Source organism: Chloroflexota bacterium (assembly GCA_034717495.1).
In the GTDB taxonomy this organism is placed as follows: Bacteria; Chloroflexota; Anaerolineae; order JAAEKA01; family JAAEKA01; genus JAYELL01.
Window position 1 is genome coordinate 21,648 of sequence record JAYELL010000053.1, and the last position, 16,362, is coordinate 38,009.

The window sequence follows — 16,362 nt, forward strand, 5'->3', positions numbered from 1 at the left end:
CCCGATGCGAGGTGACAATTGGCGATCCCTTCAAGCCCAGAGATAGAGACGACGACGATAAGCGCGGATATCTCCGAACGACGCTGGTTGGGCAGTCTCCAACGGGCGTGGCCGAAGCTGCTCGGGCTGGTGATCTGGCTGGCGTTACTCGGCGCGTACTGGTACTATGTGCGCGTCAGTGGCCTCACGCCGTTGCAGACGGTGCAACGGCTGGTCGAGTTTCTGGCGGGCAACCCGCTGGGTGTGCTTGTCTACGTGCTGCTGTATATGCTGCGGCCCGTGCTGTTCTTTCCGGCCACGCTGCTGACGCTGGCCGCCGGCTATCTGTACGGGCCATTCTACGGGATAGCCATCGTGATCGTAGCCAGCAACCTTTCAGCCATGGTGGCCTATTTCATTGGACGCTTCTTTGGCGCTGGCATCGTGGACCGGTCATCGGGCAGTGGTGCTCTGCAACAATATACCGAGCGCATGCGCCAGAACAGCTTCGAAACTGTGCTGATTCTGCGCTTCCTGTTCCTGCCCTATGACCTGGTGAGTTACTTCTCCGGCTTCCTGCGGGTTGAATGGAAAGGCTTTCTGCTGGCGACGGCCCTGGGCAGTATCCCGGGGACGATTTCCTTTGTCATGTTCGGCGCAGCCATCGAGGGCGGGTTCACGGGTGAACTGCCGCGCCTGAACCCCGGGTCCCTGGCAGTGGCGGCAGCGATGTTCGTCGTTAGTATTGGCCTGTCGCGCTGGTTCAAGCGCCGCGAGGCCCGCCGCGAACCTTTGACATCTGAAGGGGTCTCATGAACAGCCAAAAAAAACAAACTGCCGAACACCAGCGCCTGGCCGATTCGGAGGCGCGGCAGGCCGATTGGAAGCACTGGGGTCCCTACGTCAGCGACCGTGCCTGGGGCACGGTGCGAGAGGACTATAGCCCGGGTGGCAGGGTCTGGCAGTACTTTCCCCACGATCACGCCCGCAGCCGCGCCTACCGCTGGAACGAGGATGGCCTGGGCGGCTTCAGCAACCGCTTCCAGAACCTGGTGCTGGCCGTGGCGCTGTGGAACGAACACGATCCGATTCTCAAGGAGCGCCTGTTCGGTGTGACCGGTAACGAGGGCAACCACGGCGAGGATGTCAAGGAATACTACTTTTACCTGGATGGCACGCCCACCCACACCTACCAGAAGATGCTTTACAAGTACCCGCAGGTCGAGTACCCCTACGGGCGGCTGGTGGAAGAGAACCGGCGGCGGGGCAAACATGAGCCGGAGTTTGAGTTGATCGACGCGCTGCGGGAGGTGTTTGAGCAAGGGCGCTATTTCGACATCTTCATCGAGTACGCCAAAGCGGGCCAAGAGGATATCCTGTGCCGCATCACCGCCGTCAACCGCGGGCCGCATCCGGCTCCGATCCACATCCTGCCCCACCTGTGGTTCCGCAACACCTGGACATGGCGCCAGGGTAAGCCACGGCCGGAGTTGCGCGCCGTGGCGCAAAATGCAGCGCAGGTGGAGGCCCCGCACCTGGGGCCGCGCTGGTGGTACGCCCGCCGGGGCGATCCCTTTGCGCAGCACCCCGCGGCGTCAACGGAGCGGGCTGCGGGCACAGAGGCGCCGCTGCTACTGTTCACCGAGAACGAGACCAACGCCGAACGCCTGTTTGGCCATGCCAGTGCCACAGCGTATGTCAAGGACGGAATCAACGATGCCGTGGTACATGGCCACCTGGATCGGGTCAATCCTGAACAACGCGGCTCAAAGGTGGCGGCTCACTTCCAGGCCGTGGTACCGCCGGGTGAGACGTTCATGGTGCATGTGCGTTTCACCGACACCCCCGCCGAGGTGCCCTTCGCTGACTTCGACGCCATCTTTGCCCGGCGCATCGCCGAGGCGGATGAATTCTACGCGGTCATTGCGTCCCCAGGCTTGAGCGAGGACGAGCGCCTGGTGCAGCGTCAGGCTTTGGCCGGCATCACCTGGAGCAAGCAGTTCTACCACTACAGCGTGGAGCGCTGGATGGATGGCGACCCCGGCCAGGCGCAGCCGCCTGCCGGGCGCCTTGATGGTCGCAACACCGGGTGGCGCCATCTCTACGCACTGGACGTGCTGTCCATGCCCGATAAATGGGAGTACCCCTGGTTCGCGGCCTGGGATCTGGCGTTTCACGCGGTTCCCATCGCCATGATCGACTCCGAATGGGCCAAGCGGCAACTCCTCCTGTTGCTGCGCGAGTGGTACATGCACCCCAACGGGCAGATCCCTGGCTATGAATGGAATTTCAGCGACGTGAACCCGCCGGTGCACGCCTGGGCAGCGCTGCAAGTCTATCGGATCGACCGCGAGCAGCGCGGCGAGGGGGACGCCGATTTTCTGGAGCGGGTCTTTCACAAGCTGCTGCTCAACTTCACCTGGTGGGTCAACCGGGTGGACGCCGACGACCGCAACGTATTCCAGGGTGGCTTTCTGGGCCTGGACAACATCGGCCTGTTCGACCGCAGCGCCCCTCTGCCCACCGGCGGCCATATCGAGCAGACCGATGGTACAGCCTGGATGGCGATGTTCAGCCTCAACATGCTGGCCATCAGCCTGGAGTTGGCGCGCACCCGGCCCGCCTACGAGGACGTAGCAACCAAGTTCTTCGAGCACTTTATCTACATCGCCGATGCTTTCTACAACCTGGGTGATGCCGATGTCAGCTTGTGGGATGAGGAAGACGGCTTTTTCTACAACGTACTGCACATGCCCGACGGCAGATTCACCCAGGTCAAGGTGCGCTCCTTCGTGGGCCTGCTGCCGCTGCTGGCAGTGGAGACGCTGGAGCCCGAGATTCTGGAGCGTCTGCCGCGCTTTCGCCGTCGCCTGGAGTGGTTTCTACGCTACCGCCCGGGTTTGATCGCCAACGTCGCCTCTCTCACTGAAAAGGGTGTTCACGATCACTACCAGCTTGCCATCCTGGATCGCGATAAGCTGGCGCGTATCTTGGACCGGGTTTTCGACTCCGGTGAGTTCCTGTCCGATTACGGCCTGCGTTCGCTCTCCCGCGAGTACGCCGAACATCCCTACGAGCTACGCGTGAATGGGCAGAGCTATCGGGTGGACTACCAGCCGGCCGAATCGGACAGCGGCTTGTTCGGGGGCAACTCCAACTGGCGCGGCCCGATCTGGTTCCCGTTGAACTATCTGATGGTCGAGGCGCTGCGCAGGCATGGACACCACTACGGCGATACGCTCATGGTCGAGTTGCCCACCGGTTCGGGTCAACAGGTTACCCTGAATGAAGCAGCCGACGAACTGTGCCGCCGGCTGGCGCGCCTCTTCTTACGAGATGAGAGCACCAGCGGTCGCCGGCCCGTCTTCGGCGACGAGGCGCTCTTTCAGGCCGATCCGAACTGGCGGGATCACGTGTTATTCTACGAGTACTTCCACGGCGACAGCGGGGCCGGTGTGGGCGCCAGCCATCAGACCGGCTGGACTGCCCTGGTGGCGAAGTTGATGCAGGACATATCGACATAAACCGTTGGGATGCTCTGACGCTTTGTGTGGTAGGGGCGAGGCATTTGCAGACATGAACTGGGAGATGATGACATTACAGTATTGGTATCTGTTCCCGGTCGCCATACTGGTGGCTACTATCGCTATGGCCTCAGGCGTCGGCGGAGCAACCTTCTTCACGCCGATCTTTATCCTTGGTTTAGGCCTGCCGGCAGAGGTGGCCATTGGCGTGGGGTTGATCACCGAGGTGTTTGGTTTTATCAGTGGCCTGTACGCCTACGTAAAAAAACGCCTTATCGATTACAGGCTGGGCCTGAGCTTGCTGGTTGTCACCATCCCCCTGGCTCTCATCGGCACCTGGGTGGCCGGCTATGTTGACTCGGAGATACTGAAGGTGATTCTGGGGGTTGGACTCTTCGCCATAGCGCTCAGCTTTCTGCGCGCTCCCGATCATCGCGATGTGGTCATCATGGATGATGTCATCGAAGATGAATACGGCGGCGACAAGGCAGAGACATGCCTGGTCACCTCTGATGGAGAACAAATTTGCTACACCGTCTGCAACAAGAATGAAGGACGATTGATTTCCGGCGTGGGCGGACTTTTCGTAGGCATGATCTCTACTGGACTTGGCGAGCTCAACGGTTATTTCCTGTTGCAACGTTGTCGTGTTCCCAGCGCCGTATCGGTTGCCACGAGCGTTTTCGTGGTGGCCTTCACGGCCCTTGCCGCGGCAACGGGTCACCTGGCTCAGTTTTTGCAGGCCGACTCGGAAGTAATGGCTCTCGTGCTGAGTATCGTCATCTTCACCGTTCCCGGCGTGATCATCGGCGCCCAGGCGGGATCGCGTGTCGCTCGCCGCATTTCACAGCACACCCTGGAGCGGGCTTTGGGCGTACTCTTCATTTTAGTGGCCGTCTTGACCTTAGGCGAAGCCATCCTGTAAGTAACGCTATGCGACGCGGTACAATGAAAACTCAACAAATTCAAGGAGAAGATAATGAAAAAATATGATGTGATTTGGATTGGAACGGGCCAGGCAACAGGCACGATTGTGCCGCGGCTGGTTGAAGCAGGCAAGACGGTGGCCATTGCCGAAGGCGGCCGTTTTGGCGGCAGTTGTGTCAACTACGGCTGTACCCCCACCAAGACGATTGTCGCCAGCGCCCGTGCGGCGCACATGGCTCGTCGCGGCCCCGATTTCGGGGTGAAGACCGGCGATATCAGCATCGACTTCGCCAAAGTGATGGAACGCCAAAACAACATGCGCAACGGCGCCAGTCAAGGGATGGAAAAGTGGCTGCGGGGCATGGATAACGTCGATATTTATGCCGATTACGCGACGTTCGTCGATTCGCACACGGTGCGTGTTGGTGATGAACTGATCGAGGGGGAAACGATCATCATCAATGCCGGCGCTCGTCCCCGCATGGTGCCGATCGATGGCATCGATGATGTGAATTGGCTGGATAACGCCCGCTTGCTGGATTTGAAGGAATTGCCCCAACATCTCGTCATCGTCGGCGGCAGCTATATCAGCCTGGAATTTGCCCAGGCCTTCCGCCGTCTGGGGAGTGAGGTGACTGTGCTGGGACATGGCGCGCAGCTCATGTTCCGGGAAGATGCTGACATCGCTGCCCTGGTCAAGGAGATTCTCGAAGGTGAGGGGATCACGATCCGCCTCAACGCCGACGTCAAGAGGTTGGCGCAGGTGGCTCCCCAGCAGATCGATATTTCCTTCGAGCAGGAGGGCGAAACCAAGCAGGTGCGGGGCACGCATCTCCTGCTGGCCGTAGGCCGAACCCCGAACAGCGACCGCCTCAATCTGGAAGCGGCCGGTGTCGAGGTCACTGCCCGTGGCTACATTCGCGTGAATGACGTGATGCAGACGAGCGTGCCGCACATCTTCGCCGTAGGCGATATCAACGGCGAGGGGGCTTTCACCCACACCTCGGTCAACGACGGCGAGATCTTCTGGGACTATTTCAGCGGCGACGATGACCGCATTCTGTCTGAAAGGATCCCCACGTATGCACTGTTTATTGACCCACCGTTAGGACGGGTTGGCATGTCTGAAAAGGAAGCGCGGGCCAGTGGCCTCAACGTGCTGATGGCAACCCGGCCCATGAAACATATTGCCAGGGCCAGGGAGAAGGATGAGACAGCGGGTCTGGTCAAGATACTGGTGGATGCGGATACGGAGGAGTTCCTGGGTGCGGCCATTCTCGGCGTAGGCGGCGATGAAGTCATCAACATGTTTACGCCGTTCATGTATACCAAACAATCGTACAAGCTCTTTCGCAAGGCCGTCCTCACGCACCCCACCGTGGCCGAATTGATGCCGTGGATTTTGGACGATTTGAAGCCGCTCGCGTTAATAGAGCAGTAGACTGGTAGATTGGTAGACTGGTTGACCAAGGCGTTATCTCCCCAGTTTCCCGGTCTACCAGTTCCATGCACGCAACACGAGGAAAACAAGGAGCATGATGCATAACGAGCAACCCCGAGCAGCGCAAGTGGCCGTGTGGAGCGAGTTGGCGGATCGTCAGCCAGCTTATGCGCTCGTAGCCAACGTGGACCTGGTGGTCATTCGCCACGACGATCAGGTGTCGGTGCTCTATGGCCGTTGCCTGCACCGCGGCGCGTTACTGTCCGACGGCCACATTCAAGGCGATGATCTGATCTGCGGCTTGCACAATTGGGATTATCGATACGACACGGGCGTCAGCGCCTACAACAATGAAGAAGCCCTGCCTGGATTCGGCGCCTGGGTGGACGCAGAACAGGATGCGGTTCTGGTGGATGAAGCGGAAATTGAGCGCTGGCATCGCGCCCATCCTCTGCCTTACCAGCGACAGGATTATCTCGGCCTTTATGCCGATGTGCATGGCGCGGCCGAGGAGCCGTACACGGCCACTATCCAGCGGCTTGCCAAACATGGCCTGAAAAAGGATGGCCATCATGGCAAAGTCTCGGCGATGGGTGTGCCTTTGGTCGAGCTGCCGCGTTGGGACGATATCCAAATACTGACGGCTCAACTGGCCAAACGCCCGCTGCTGGATGATGAACCGGTCGGAACCGATCTTGTCATCGGCCCGGCAGCGCGCAAGCCGCTGTGCTTGCAGATTCCGATCTTCGTCAGCGATATGAGTTTTGGCGCGCTCAGCGAAGAGGCGAAAATCTCTCTGGCCATGGGGGCTGAGATGGTCGGGACAGGTATCTGTTCGGGTGAGGGTGGGATGTTGCCGGAGGAGCAGCAGGCCAATAACCGCTACTTCTATGAGTTGGCGTCTGGGCGCTTTGGCTGGCAGTTGGACAAAGTGCGGCGCGTGCAGGCCTTTCATTTTAAAGGCGGGCAAGGGGCAAAAACAGGTACGGGAGGGCATCTTCCCGGTCACAAGGTCGTGGGAAGGATTGCCGAAGTGCGGGAGCTGGAACCCGGTTCCCCCGCCATCAGCCCGGCCACTTTTCCTGATCTCAAAACCATTGCTGATTTCCGGAATGTGGCGGCTCAGGTCAGAGATGTCACTGGCGGCATTCCCATCGGTTTTAAGCTTTCCGCCCAGCATATCGAAGATGACATCGACGCTGCCCTTGCCATCGGCGTCGATTATATCATCCTGGATGGCCGGGGTGGGGGGACCGGCGCCGCCCCTCTGATCTTCCGTGACAACATCTCAGTTCCGACCATTCCTGCACTGGCCCGCGCCCGCCGACATCTGGACAAACGGGGCGTCAGCGACCAGGTTACACTCATCATCACCGGCGGATTGCGCACTGAATCCGATTTCGTGAAGGCGTTGGCGCTCGGCGCAGATGGCGTCGCCATCTCCAATTCGGCCATGCAGGCCATCGGCTGTCTGGCCATGCGCGCCTGCCATACCAACAATTGCCCGGTCGGCATCGCCACGCAGAAAGAGCCTTTACGAAAACGATTGGAGATCCGCAAATCGGCTGTCCAGCTTGCCAACTTCCTGACAGCAACCGTTGAGTTGATGCAAGTCCTTGCTCGCGCCTGCGGGCATTCACACCTGAACCAATTCAATCGTGATGACTTGACGACCTGGAAGCGAGAGATGGCTGAACTGGCCGGCATTCGGTACGCGGGGGTACGGTCATGAACCAGGCGAACACAACGTACGACGTAGCGATTGTCGGCTCGGGCATCAACGGCTCGCTGCTGGGTGCCATCCTGGCCCGCAATGGGCTGAAAGTCATCATTTTCGAGGCTGGGGTCCATCCCAAGTTCGCCATCGGCGAGTCGATGATCCTGGAGACCTCGGAGATGCTGCGCGCGATCGCCGAGCTGTTTGGGGTGCCTGAGGCGGCTTACCTCAGCTCCGAAAATTACTTCGCCTACATCGGTGGTTCCCATGGCGTAAAGCGCCATTTCAGCTTTGTCCATCACAGCGAAGGCCAGCAACAAGACCCGAAACACGTTCTGCAAGCGGTGATCCCCAAGGCTCCCTATGGGCACGAACTACACGTTTACCGCCAGGACAGCGATTGCTATCTGACCACAGTGGCGATCTCCTGCGGCGCGCAGGTGCTGCAGGCCACCAAGGTGCAGGACATCACCATAGCTCCGGACGGGGTTGTCGTCATCACCGATCGGGGTAACTTCGACGCCGAGTACGTGGTGGACGCCGCCGGCTTCCGCTCGATCCTGGCCGAGCGCCTCGACCTGCGCGACAGGGACATGCTCAGCGACTCCCGGGCCATTTTCACCCACATGGTGGATGTGCCCTGCTTCAACGACGTGCGGGCATCGACCAAGGACTATGGTATTCCCTTCCGGTTCTCCGAGGGGACGCTGCATCAGATTTTCGAGGGCGGCTGGCTGTGGGTGATCCCCTTCAATAACCACGCCAGCGCAACCAATCCGCTGTGCAGCGTCGGCCTGTTGCTGGATTCGCGCTTTCACCCGCCGCGGCCCGATCTCAGCCCCGAGCAGGAGTTCCAGGCGTTTGTCGACCGTTATCCCAGCCTGCGTGCCCAATTCGACCAGGCCAAAGCGGTACGCGGCTGGACGCGGACAGGTCGCATCCAGTATACGGCCAGGCAAGTCGTCGGCGATCGCTTTGCTTTGCTGGGCCACGCGGCAGGCTTTGTCGATCCCCTCTATTCTAAAGGCCTCTACATTTCGTTCATGAGCACCGCGATGTTAGCCCACTTGCTGCTGGAGGCCCACCAGGAGGGCGACTACTCAGCGGCGCGCTTCCAGCCGCTGGAGAAGTTGACCCTGGCTTACGTGAGCGCTGCCGATCGCCTGGTGGCCAACTCGTTCAAGTCGTGGGGCAACATCGAACTGTGGAATGTCTACGCGGTGCTGTGGCTGCTGGGTGCCTATCTGGAGTATCTCAAACTGACCAGCGCCCGGCTGCGCGCCGGCAGCCGCCAGGCATATATCGATGAGATCCAGGGGCTGCACCTGGTGGGCGGCGGCTATGAGGCGTTCGACCAACTGGCGGAGGAGATCGACTCCATCGTGGAGGCTGTGGACATCGACGATGACGCCGCTGTTGCGCGCGCCGTTGTCCAGATTCGCGACCTGTTCGCCGCCATCGATTTCATGCCCGAGGCATTTAATCAGCTCCTGGCCGGCGAAAATCACTTGCCGGTCAGGAAACTGCGGTTGAGCCTGCTCAAACCGGGTGAAGGCTTTCTTGGGCAAGGGCGCTATCGGGAACACTTCTTCGGCTCTGGCTCTGTCGTCGACCTGGCTCAGCTTTATCTGCGCGAGCAGGTGGTCTATGCGACGCCTGGGCTATCGGGGCCTGTTCAACGATAATACACGACGGATCACCAGGAGGGGGTGAGGCGTTCCTGGCAGATAGTGGCAAAATAACCATTCATAGAAGTCGTACTAACAACCTATCAGGAGAAAAAAATGTCTTACAATACAATCGTTGCTGAGCAGACCGTCGCAGCAAGCGATGGTCTGGCTGACACGACTCTGGCCGGGGCTTTCCCTGGCCCCGGGGTAGAAGTGCTGCCCATGGATGAGTACAATCGCAAGCTGGTTGCCAACGTGCATCCGGCGGACTGGCAGAATCCCAGGGTCGACGGTCGCTACAACCTGGTCGTCATCGGCGGAGGCACGGCCGGGTTGATCGGTGCCCTGGGCACGGCTGGATTGGGTGGCAAGGCAGCCTTGATTGAGCGCCATCTACTGGGCGGCGACTGCCTCAACTGGGGCTGCGTGCCCTCCAAGAGCCTCATCCGCTCGGCCAGGGTGATCGGCGAGCTGCGCAAGGCAGCCGAGTTGGGCATTATCGTTCCGGACGGCGTTCAGGTCGATTTCGGCGCGATCATGGCGCGGATGCGTGCTCTGCGCGCTGACATCAGCCACGACGACTCCATGGACCGGCTCGTACGGGACGGTGTCGAGGTCTTTCTGGGCGAGGCCCGCTTCACCGCCCCGGATACTGTCGAGGTCTTCGACGGCCAGGAACGGCAGACGCTGCGCTTCGCCAAGGCGCTGATCGCCACGGGCGGACGGGCGCGTGAGCTCCCGTTGCCTGGCCTGGCCGAGGCCGGCTATCTGACCAACGAGACTCTCTTTCAGCTGACCGAGCAGCCGCGGCGGATGGCGGTGATCGGCGGCGGTCCCATCGGCGCGGAGATGGCGCAGACCTTCGCCCGCTTCGGCACGCAGGTGACGTTGTTCGTCAAGGACAATCACTTCCTGCCCAGAGAAGATCGCGATGCAGCGGCGATTTTGGAACGAGCGTTCGTCCGTGATGGCGTGCAGTTCATCCGCGGCGCGGCGCTTCAGGAGGTTACGGCATCAGAGGGCGGCAAAACGCTGCACTACGAACTGGAAGGGCAGTCCGGTCAGCTGGAAGTGGATGCCATCCTGGTCTCCATCGGCCGCGTGCCCAACATCGAGGGCCTCGATCTTGAAGCGGCCAACGTGGCGTACAGCGAGCAGGGGGTAACAGTGGACGATGGCCTGAGCACCACCAACCCGCACATCTACGCGGCCGGCGACGTGGCCATAAAATACCATTTCACACACATGGCCGATGCGACCTCCCGCATCGTGTTGCAGAATGCGCTCTTTCCGGGCCCCCGGAAGAAGCTAAGCAACCTGGTCGTGCCGTGGACCACCTACACCGACCCCGAGGTGGCGCACGTAGGGATGTGCGAGCACGACGCCGAAGCAGCGGGCATCGAGTTTGACACCTTCTTCAGATCCTTGAGCGAGGTCGACCGTGCCCGCACCGACGGCGAGACTGACGGTTTTGTCAAGGTCCTGGTCAAGAAGGGGACCGATCAGATCCTGGGCGCTACCATTGTGGCCGGTGAAGCCGGCGAGATGCTCAACGAGATCACGCTGGCCATGGTGGCAGGTCTCGGTTTGAAGACGTTGTCCACCGTCATCCATCCGTACCCGACGCAATCAGAAGCCATCAAAAAAATAGCCGATGGCTATAACCGCACGCGCCTGACACCCTCGGTAAAGCGCCTGTTCACGACCTGGCTGTCGTGGGCGCGACGCTAAGTATAGTTTCACAAGATCATTGGGTATGTTCCCTCGCCTCACAGGCGATTGGCACGCGCCAGAAGCCTGAGAACATTTGAAATCGTACTTAAAGTAATGCTACTTTGAAACCAGGGGTTTAAAGCCGGCCACACGGGCATCCATCGGGTGGCGATGGCGCTGACAAACTCCTGGTCTCTATCAGGAATCACTTTAGTACTACAACGAGACTTTGTCATTCTGAGGCGTCTGCGCCGAAGAATCTCGACCTGTTTGACCGCTGGAGATGCTTCGGCGCGCTTTGCGTCGGCATGACGATTGATCGAACCCTGGTTAACCTACGCCCGGCTGTACCAGGCTGACAATCCCGGCATTCCCGGGAATGAAAAAGCCCCTGACCGCGAAGACGTGGTCAAGGGCTTTTCCGCCTGAACAGCTGTGTCTAGAATCGTTTGCTCAGTGGGATGAACAGCAGACCTGTGACAACGCCAAAGATCATGTGGCCCATCAGGCTCAGCCACTGATCGCTGCCGATTTTCAGGACCATATCGCCCATTCCCAGCATCAAGGGCATTAGAATGAGCGCACCCAGCACCCACCAGATCACGCCGTTGATCGCGCCGGCTACGATCGCCGTGCCGGTTGTCTGGGGCAAGCGGCTGGCCACCAGGCCGTAGACGCCGCCAATGCCGGCGCTGATGGCCATATGGACGATGAAGCCGACGATGGGGCTTTGCGACTTGACGAGCATTGCTACCATTGGAAGCATCCCCATCATGGCCATCATCATGCCAAAGACGAGACCGCCGCCGAGGCCAGCGATAGCGCCGGCGATAATAGAGGAAACCAGTGAACGACTTTCTGTGTTTGCGTTGCTTACTGTAGTAGTCATGATTCTTTCTCCTTAAATGCGAAAATGCGAGTGATTTCTAAACGGGCTTGTTTACCCGCCCAGTGTACTTGACGACCTGTCGCGACGTTTTCTTACCCCCGAACTGAATGAATTTTCCCAGGGGCTGGGCGCAACGTTCGTGACGCCGGGTCTGGCGATTGGCCTCACTGGAGTGCATGGATGGCGAAGCCGCGTCGGCAATCGCCCGACCGTGGCCAGGCAATTGCATCGATTGCCAGTAAGATTCACTGCCCTCCGGTTGTCTGAGGCTGTGGGGACGAGGAGCATCTGCCTTATGATTGGGGGCTCCCCGGCCTGATCAAAGACAAAAAGGGAGTATGTCAATGCTGGATGACAAGTTACGCGCTTACAAAGACCAATTGCTCAGGCCGTTTGTGGGCTTGATGGGCCACATCTCTCCCAACACCATCACGGTGATGGCAATGGTGGTGGGCCTGGCAGCCGCGGGTCTCGCCGCCGGACAAATGTATCTGTGGGCCCTCTTTCTGTGGCTGGTCAGCAGAATTCTGGATGGAATGGATGGTTTGGTAGCCCGCCTTCGCAATCAGCAGAGCGACTTCGGCGGCTACCTGGACATGGTGACCGACTCCGTGGTATACGCCGCCGTGCCAATCGGCCTGTTTCTGGGCAACCCAACGCTCGAACTCGGCATCAGCCTGGCGTTTCTATTGGGCAGCTTCTACGTCAACCTGGCATCATGGATGTATCTATCGGCGATACTGGAAAAGCGCAATCTGGGGGCGAACACCCGTGGTGAGCTAACTACGGTGACAATGCCGGCTGGCCTGGTAGGCGGCGCGGAGACGATCCTCTTCTATTGCGCGTTCTTCATCTGGCCGGGCGCGTTGCTATGGCTTTTCCTGGCAATGGCTGCGCTGGTAGTGCTTGGCACGCTACAGCGCGTGTGGTGGGCGAATAAAAACCTGCCTGGCCCGCTGGCCCGCCAGGTCGCAGAGACCAGGAAGGAGACGGCAGTACACGGCCCATTTGGCCATGCCTGGGACGAACACACAGCCGCAGTTGTCGATGTATAGAAAAACTTCTGATCCAGGCACTCTTGTGGAGGAGCTATGGACGCTAAGTCCAAACCACCTGAGATGATGGAACCTGCTGTTTTGATCACCGGCGTCACCGACGGCATTGGCCGCGCCCTGGCGGAGCATTACGCCTCAGCGGGGAACCGTGTCCTGGGCGTTGGCCGACGCCCGCAACAGGCATCGCCCGCCGCTCTCCTGGCGACCGGCGCCTATTGCCAGGTTGATCTTGCCCGGCCTGGAGCTGCCGAGACGATGCAAAGCTTCCTGGACGCCCGGGGGATCGATCAGATCAACCTTCTGGTGCACAACGCAGCCGTGGGCTGGTATGGTCCCATCGCGGCGCAAAGCCAGGACTCCATCGCGGAGACAATTTCGTGCGCGCCTGGACCAAAGCTAATTTCAACATCTATTTCGGCAATACCGTGCTGTACGCTGTGGCGACGACCATCATCGAGTTGATCAAATCTTCCACCTGCGGTTATGTGCTGGCGCGTTACGACTTTCCCGGCAGGAAACTGCTATATGGTCTGATCGTTGGAACCCTGTTCATTCCCATTGCGTCGATCATCATTCCCCAATTCGTGCTGATCAAGGGTTTAGGCCTGCTCAATACCCGTGCTGGCGTGATCCTTTATCCTCTTCCAGGGCTACTTCGTGCGCGGACTGGCCGGCGCGGTGAAGGAATAAACAGGGCGTTCGCTTCGGCCTTTGTGGTCTTCTTCTCCTCTCTCAGTAGTTTTCCCGCGATTGGCGTCAGCGCCTGTTTATGGTAAAATGCTGCCCACTTAATCGTATCCAATTTACTCGACAACCTATCGCGGGGGGGGCTATGCTTGCCAAAGTATTCAGTTGCTCAGTTATTGGACTGGACGGCACCGTTGTTGAGGTAGAGGTTGATATTTACTCCAATGCTTTGCCTTCGATTATATTGGTCGGCTTACCTGACGCCGCAGTCAAAGAGTCGACGGAACGAGTTCGAGCCGCGCTGGTCAATTCCAGCCTGATGTATCCCCGCGGCCGGGTGACGGTCAACCTGGCGCCGGCCGACCTGCGAAAGGTCGGACCGGTGTATGACCTGCCCATTGCTGTGGGCCTGCTGGCCGCCAGTGGACAGGTGGCGTCGGAGCGGCTGGAAAACGCCCTGTTCATCGGTGAGTTGAGCCTGGATGGCAGTCTTCGCCACATCAACGGCGTTCTGCCCATGGCTCATATGGCTCAACAGCAGGGTTTCGAGACTATCTACCTTCCCCAGGAGGATGCACCGGAAGCAGCGCTGATTGAGAAGCTGACTGTCATTCCCGTGCCCGGCATGGCGGCGCTGGTCAGTCACCTGCGCGATTTTGATCCCATCCCGCCGTTCGAACCACTGTTGTCCTTTGACGAAACGCAACCATCGACCGGCGCGGTCGATTTCAGTGAGGTCAAGGGGCAGGAGCATGTGAAGCGTGCTCTGGAAGTGGCGGCCGCTGGGGCTCACAACGTCCTGATGACAGGACCACCTGGTGCAGGCAAGACGCTCATGGCGCGCTCTTTGCCCTCGATCCTTCCAAAGGTGACGCTGCCCGAAGCACTGGATATCACCCGCATTTACTCGGTGACAGGTTTGTTGCCGGGCGATGTCCCACTTATCAACTACCGGCCTTTTCGAGCGCCCCATCATACGATCAGCCACGCAGGGTTGGTTGGCGGTGGCCGGTTGCCACGACCGGGTGAGATCAGCCTGGCCCATCGGGGCGTGCTCTTCCTGGATGAGCTGCCGGAGTTCGGCACGCGCAATCTGGAAACTCTTCGCCAGCCGCTGGAGGACAAGACCATTACCATCAGCCGAGCCCAGGGCACCCTCAGCTTTCCGGCCAGTTTCATGTTGGTCGGCGCCATGAATCCATGTCCCTGTGGCTGGGCCAATGATCCTGAACAGGAGTGCACCTGCTCGATGGCGATGATAACCCGTTACCAGAAGCGGTTATCTGGCCCCCTGCGGGACCGCATCGACATCCATGTCGAGGTGCCGCGCGTCGACTATGAGAAGCTGAGCGATCGTCATCGCGGAGAGCCATCCGCAGCTATTCGAGCTCGTATTGAGTCGGCCCGAGCGGGCCAGCGCCAACGCTTTGCCGATCTGACCAACGGCAGAAGCTTGACGACCAACGCCGATATGGGTCCAGCCGAGATCAGGGAGTATTGCCCTGTAGACGATGCTGGACACAGCCTGCTACGCGCGGCCATGCGCCAACTCCACATGAGCGCCCGCGCCTATCACCGCACCCTCAAGCTGGCTCGCACCATCGCCGACCTGGCCGGCGCAGAGCGGATCGAAACCGCGCACCTGGCCGAGGCCATCCAGTATCGCCCCCGGTGGCAGGCCTGATCTGATTGACATTGATCGAAGAAGCGAGAGACACAAGAGCAGGAACGTACCGGAGACGACCTTATGGCCCAACCATTGACCGACACTTCCAAACTCTGTATTCATACCATCACGACCAAACCCTGGAGGATAGAGGAAGCGGTTGAACATTATGCTGCTGCCGGGGTGAAGGGCATCACCGTCTGGCGGCAGTGGCTGGAGGATCGGGACCCGCACCAGGTTGGAGAAGGCATCCGGGCGGCCGGGATGACAACGGTCTCTCTTTGCCGCGGGGGTTTCTTTCCGGCCGCCGAAGCCGCCGAACGCCAGGCTGCTATCGACGACAACCTGCGCGCTATCGACGAGGCGGCAGCCATTGGCGCGCCGTTGATTGTGCTGGTGTGCGGCGCTTCACCCGATCTGCCCCTGTCCGAAGCGCGCCGGCAAATCCAGTCCGGCATCGAGGCGGCATTGCCTTACGCCGAGGCTAATAAAGTCAAGCTATCGATTGAGCCGCTACACCCCATGTACGCCGACAGCCGCTCAGCCATCAACACCCTCAAGCAGGCCAATGAACTGTGCGCGGCGATCGGATCGCCGTGGGTGGGGGTGGCGGTGGACGTTTATCACCTCTGGTGGGACACGGATCTGGAGGCCGAGATCAAGCGCTGTGGGCGGTCTGGATGGCTGGATGCCTTGCACATCTGCGATTGGATGACCCCCACCACCGATCTGTTGTGCGACCGGGGCCTGATGGGTGAAGGCTGCATCCCTGTCCGCCAGATACGGGGATGGATGGAAGAAGCTGGGTTCAATGGCTTCAACGAGGTCGAGGTTTTCTCCAACCGGCATTGGGCCAGAGACCAACAAGAATTTCTCGATGACATCGTCAACGCATATGTGCAGCATTCGTAGTGCAAGTTGGGTACCAAACAGCATCCTCCTCAATCGTTTCGCACTTATTGATCTCCAAGATAATCGATAGCGGCTTCCAGTTGGGCATCGATTCCCCGAAGAAGCTGTGTGCGCGTCAAGGTCACCTTGATGTCCGGTACCACGCCGTTGTCCTCCAGCACGCGGCCGTGGGGCAGGGGCAC

At 59.7% G+C, this 16,362-nt stretch carries 14 protein-coding genes; 11 read left to right on the plus strand and 3 right to left on the minus strand.

Annotation, left to right across the window (positions count from 1 at the left end):
- Positions 1–18: 18 nt before the first annotated feature.
- From U9R25_10295 to U9R25_10325, 7 genes are all read left to right on the plus strand, one after another.
- Positions 19–795, plus strand: a complete 777-nt coding sequence (locus U9R25_10295) for a TVP38/TMEM64 family protein (GenBank protein MEA3336289.1) — start codon at positions 19–21, stop codon at positions 793–795.
- The gene (locus tag U9R25_10300; protein MEA3336290.1) at positions 792–3,503 is read left to right on the plus strand and encodes a glucosidase; all 2,712 of its coding nucleotides are present in this window, start codon (positions 792–794) and stop codon (positions 3,501–3,503) included. The genes U9R25_10295 and U9R25_10300 overlap by 4 nt, the downstream gene beginning before the upstream one ends.
- Before the next feature lie 64 nt (positions 3,504–3,567).
- Positions 3,568–4,428 carry a sulfite exporter TauE/SafE family protein gene (locus tag U9R25_10305; GenBank protein MEA3336291.1) on the plus strand — a complete coding sequence of 287 codons (861 nt, stop codon included), beginning with the start codon at positions 3,568–3,570 and terminating at the stop codon, positions 4,426–4,428.
- A gap of 54 nt (positions 4,429–4,482) precedes the next feature.
- Entirely contained in the window at positions 4,483–5,871 is a 1,389-nt protein-coding gene (locus U9R25_10310; GenBank protein MEA3336292.1) for a mercuric reductase, read from the plus strand.
- 97 nt (positions 5,872–5,968) lie between these two features.
- Positions 5,969–7,603, plus strand: coding sequence for a glutamate synthase-related protein (locus tag U9R25_10315; protein MEA3336293.1), 1,635 nt, complete (start codon positions 5,969–5,971; stop codon positions 7,601–7,603).
- Positions 7,600–9,273, plus strand: coding sequence for an NAD(P)/FAD-dependent oxidoreductase (locus tag U9R25_10320; GenBank protein ID MEA3336294.1), 1,674 nt, complete (start codon positions 7,600–7,602; stop codon positions 9,271–9,273). The genes U9R25_10315 and U9R25_10320 overlap by 4 nt, the downstream gene beginning before the upstream one ends.
- Positions 9,274–9,372: 99 nt before the next feature.
- Positions 9,373–10,989: a mercuric reductase gene (locus U9R25_10325; protein ID MEA3336295.1), complete on the plus strand. Its 1,617-nt coding sequence runs from the start codon at positions 9,373–9,375 to the stop codon at positions 10,987–10,989.
- A 421-nt stretch (positions 10,990–11,410) separates the two neighbouring features.
- Here the strand turns inward: U9R25_10325 and U9R25_10330 are convergent, their stop codons facing one another.
- Positions 11,411–11,860: a hypothetical protein gene (locus tag U9R25_10330; protein MEA3336296.1), complete on the minus strand. Its 450-nt coding sequence runs from the start codon at positions 11,858–11,860 to the stop codon at positions 11,411–11,413.
- Between the two features lie 344 nt (positions 11,861–12,204).
- Between U9R25_10330 and U9R25_10335 the strand changes: the two genes are divergently transcribed.
- Positions 12,205–12,915, plus strand: a complete 711-nt coding sequence (locus U9R25_10335; protein ID MEA3336297.1) for a CDP-alcohol phosphatidyltransferase family protein — start codon at positions 12,205–12,207, stop codon at positions 12,913–12,915.
- A gap of 135 nt (positions 12,916–13,050) precedes the next feature.
- Here the strand turns inward: U9R25_10335 and U9R25_10340 are convergent, their stop codons facing one another.
- A complete protein-coding gene (locus tag U9R25_10340) occupies positions 13,051–13,263 on the minus strand; it encodes a hypothetical protein (protein ID MEA3336298.1) in 213 nt (70 codons plus the stop codon).
- 29 nt (positions 13,264–13,292) lie between these two features.
- Between U9R25_10340 and U9R25_10345 the strand changes: the two genes are divergently transcribed.
- From U9R25_10345 to U9R25_10355, 3 genes are all read left to right on the plus strand, one after another.
- Complete coding sequence (locus tag U9R25_10345) at positions 13,293–13,691, plus strand: hypothetical protein (protein MEA3336299.1); 399 nt, start codon at positions 13,293–13,295, stop codon at positions 13,689–13,691.
- Between the two features lie 56 nt (positions 13,692–13,747).
- Complete coding sequence (locus tag U9R25_10350; GenBank protein MEA3336300.1) at positions 13,748–15,286, plus strand: YifB family Mg chelatase-like AAA ATPase; 1,539 nt, start codon at positions 13,748–13,750, stop codon at positions 15,284–15,286.
- 63 nt (positions 15,287–15,349) lie between these two features.
- Entirely contained in the window at positions 15,350–16,180 is an 831-nt protein-coding gene (locus U9R25_10355; protein ID MEA3336301.1) for a sugar phosphate isomerase/epimerase family protein, read from the plus strand.
- Between the two features lie 44 nt (positions 16,181–16,224).
- Here U9R25_10355 and U9R25_10360 read toward each other — a convergent pair whose 3' ends face one another.
- Positions 16,225–16,362, minus strand: a complete 138-nt coding sequence (locus tag U9R25_10360; GenBank protein ID MEA3336302.1) for a hypothetical protein — start codon at positions 16,360–16,362, stop codon at positions 16,225–16,227.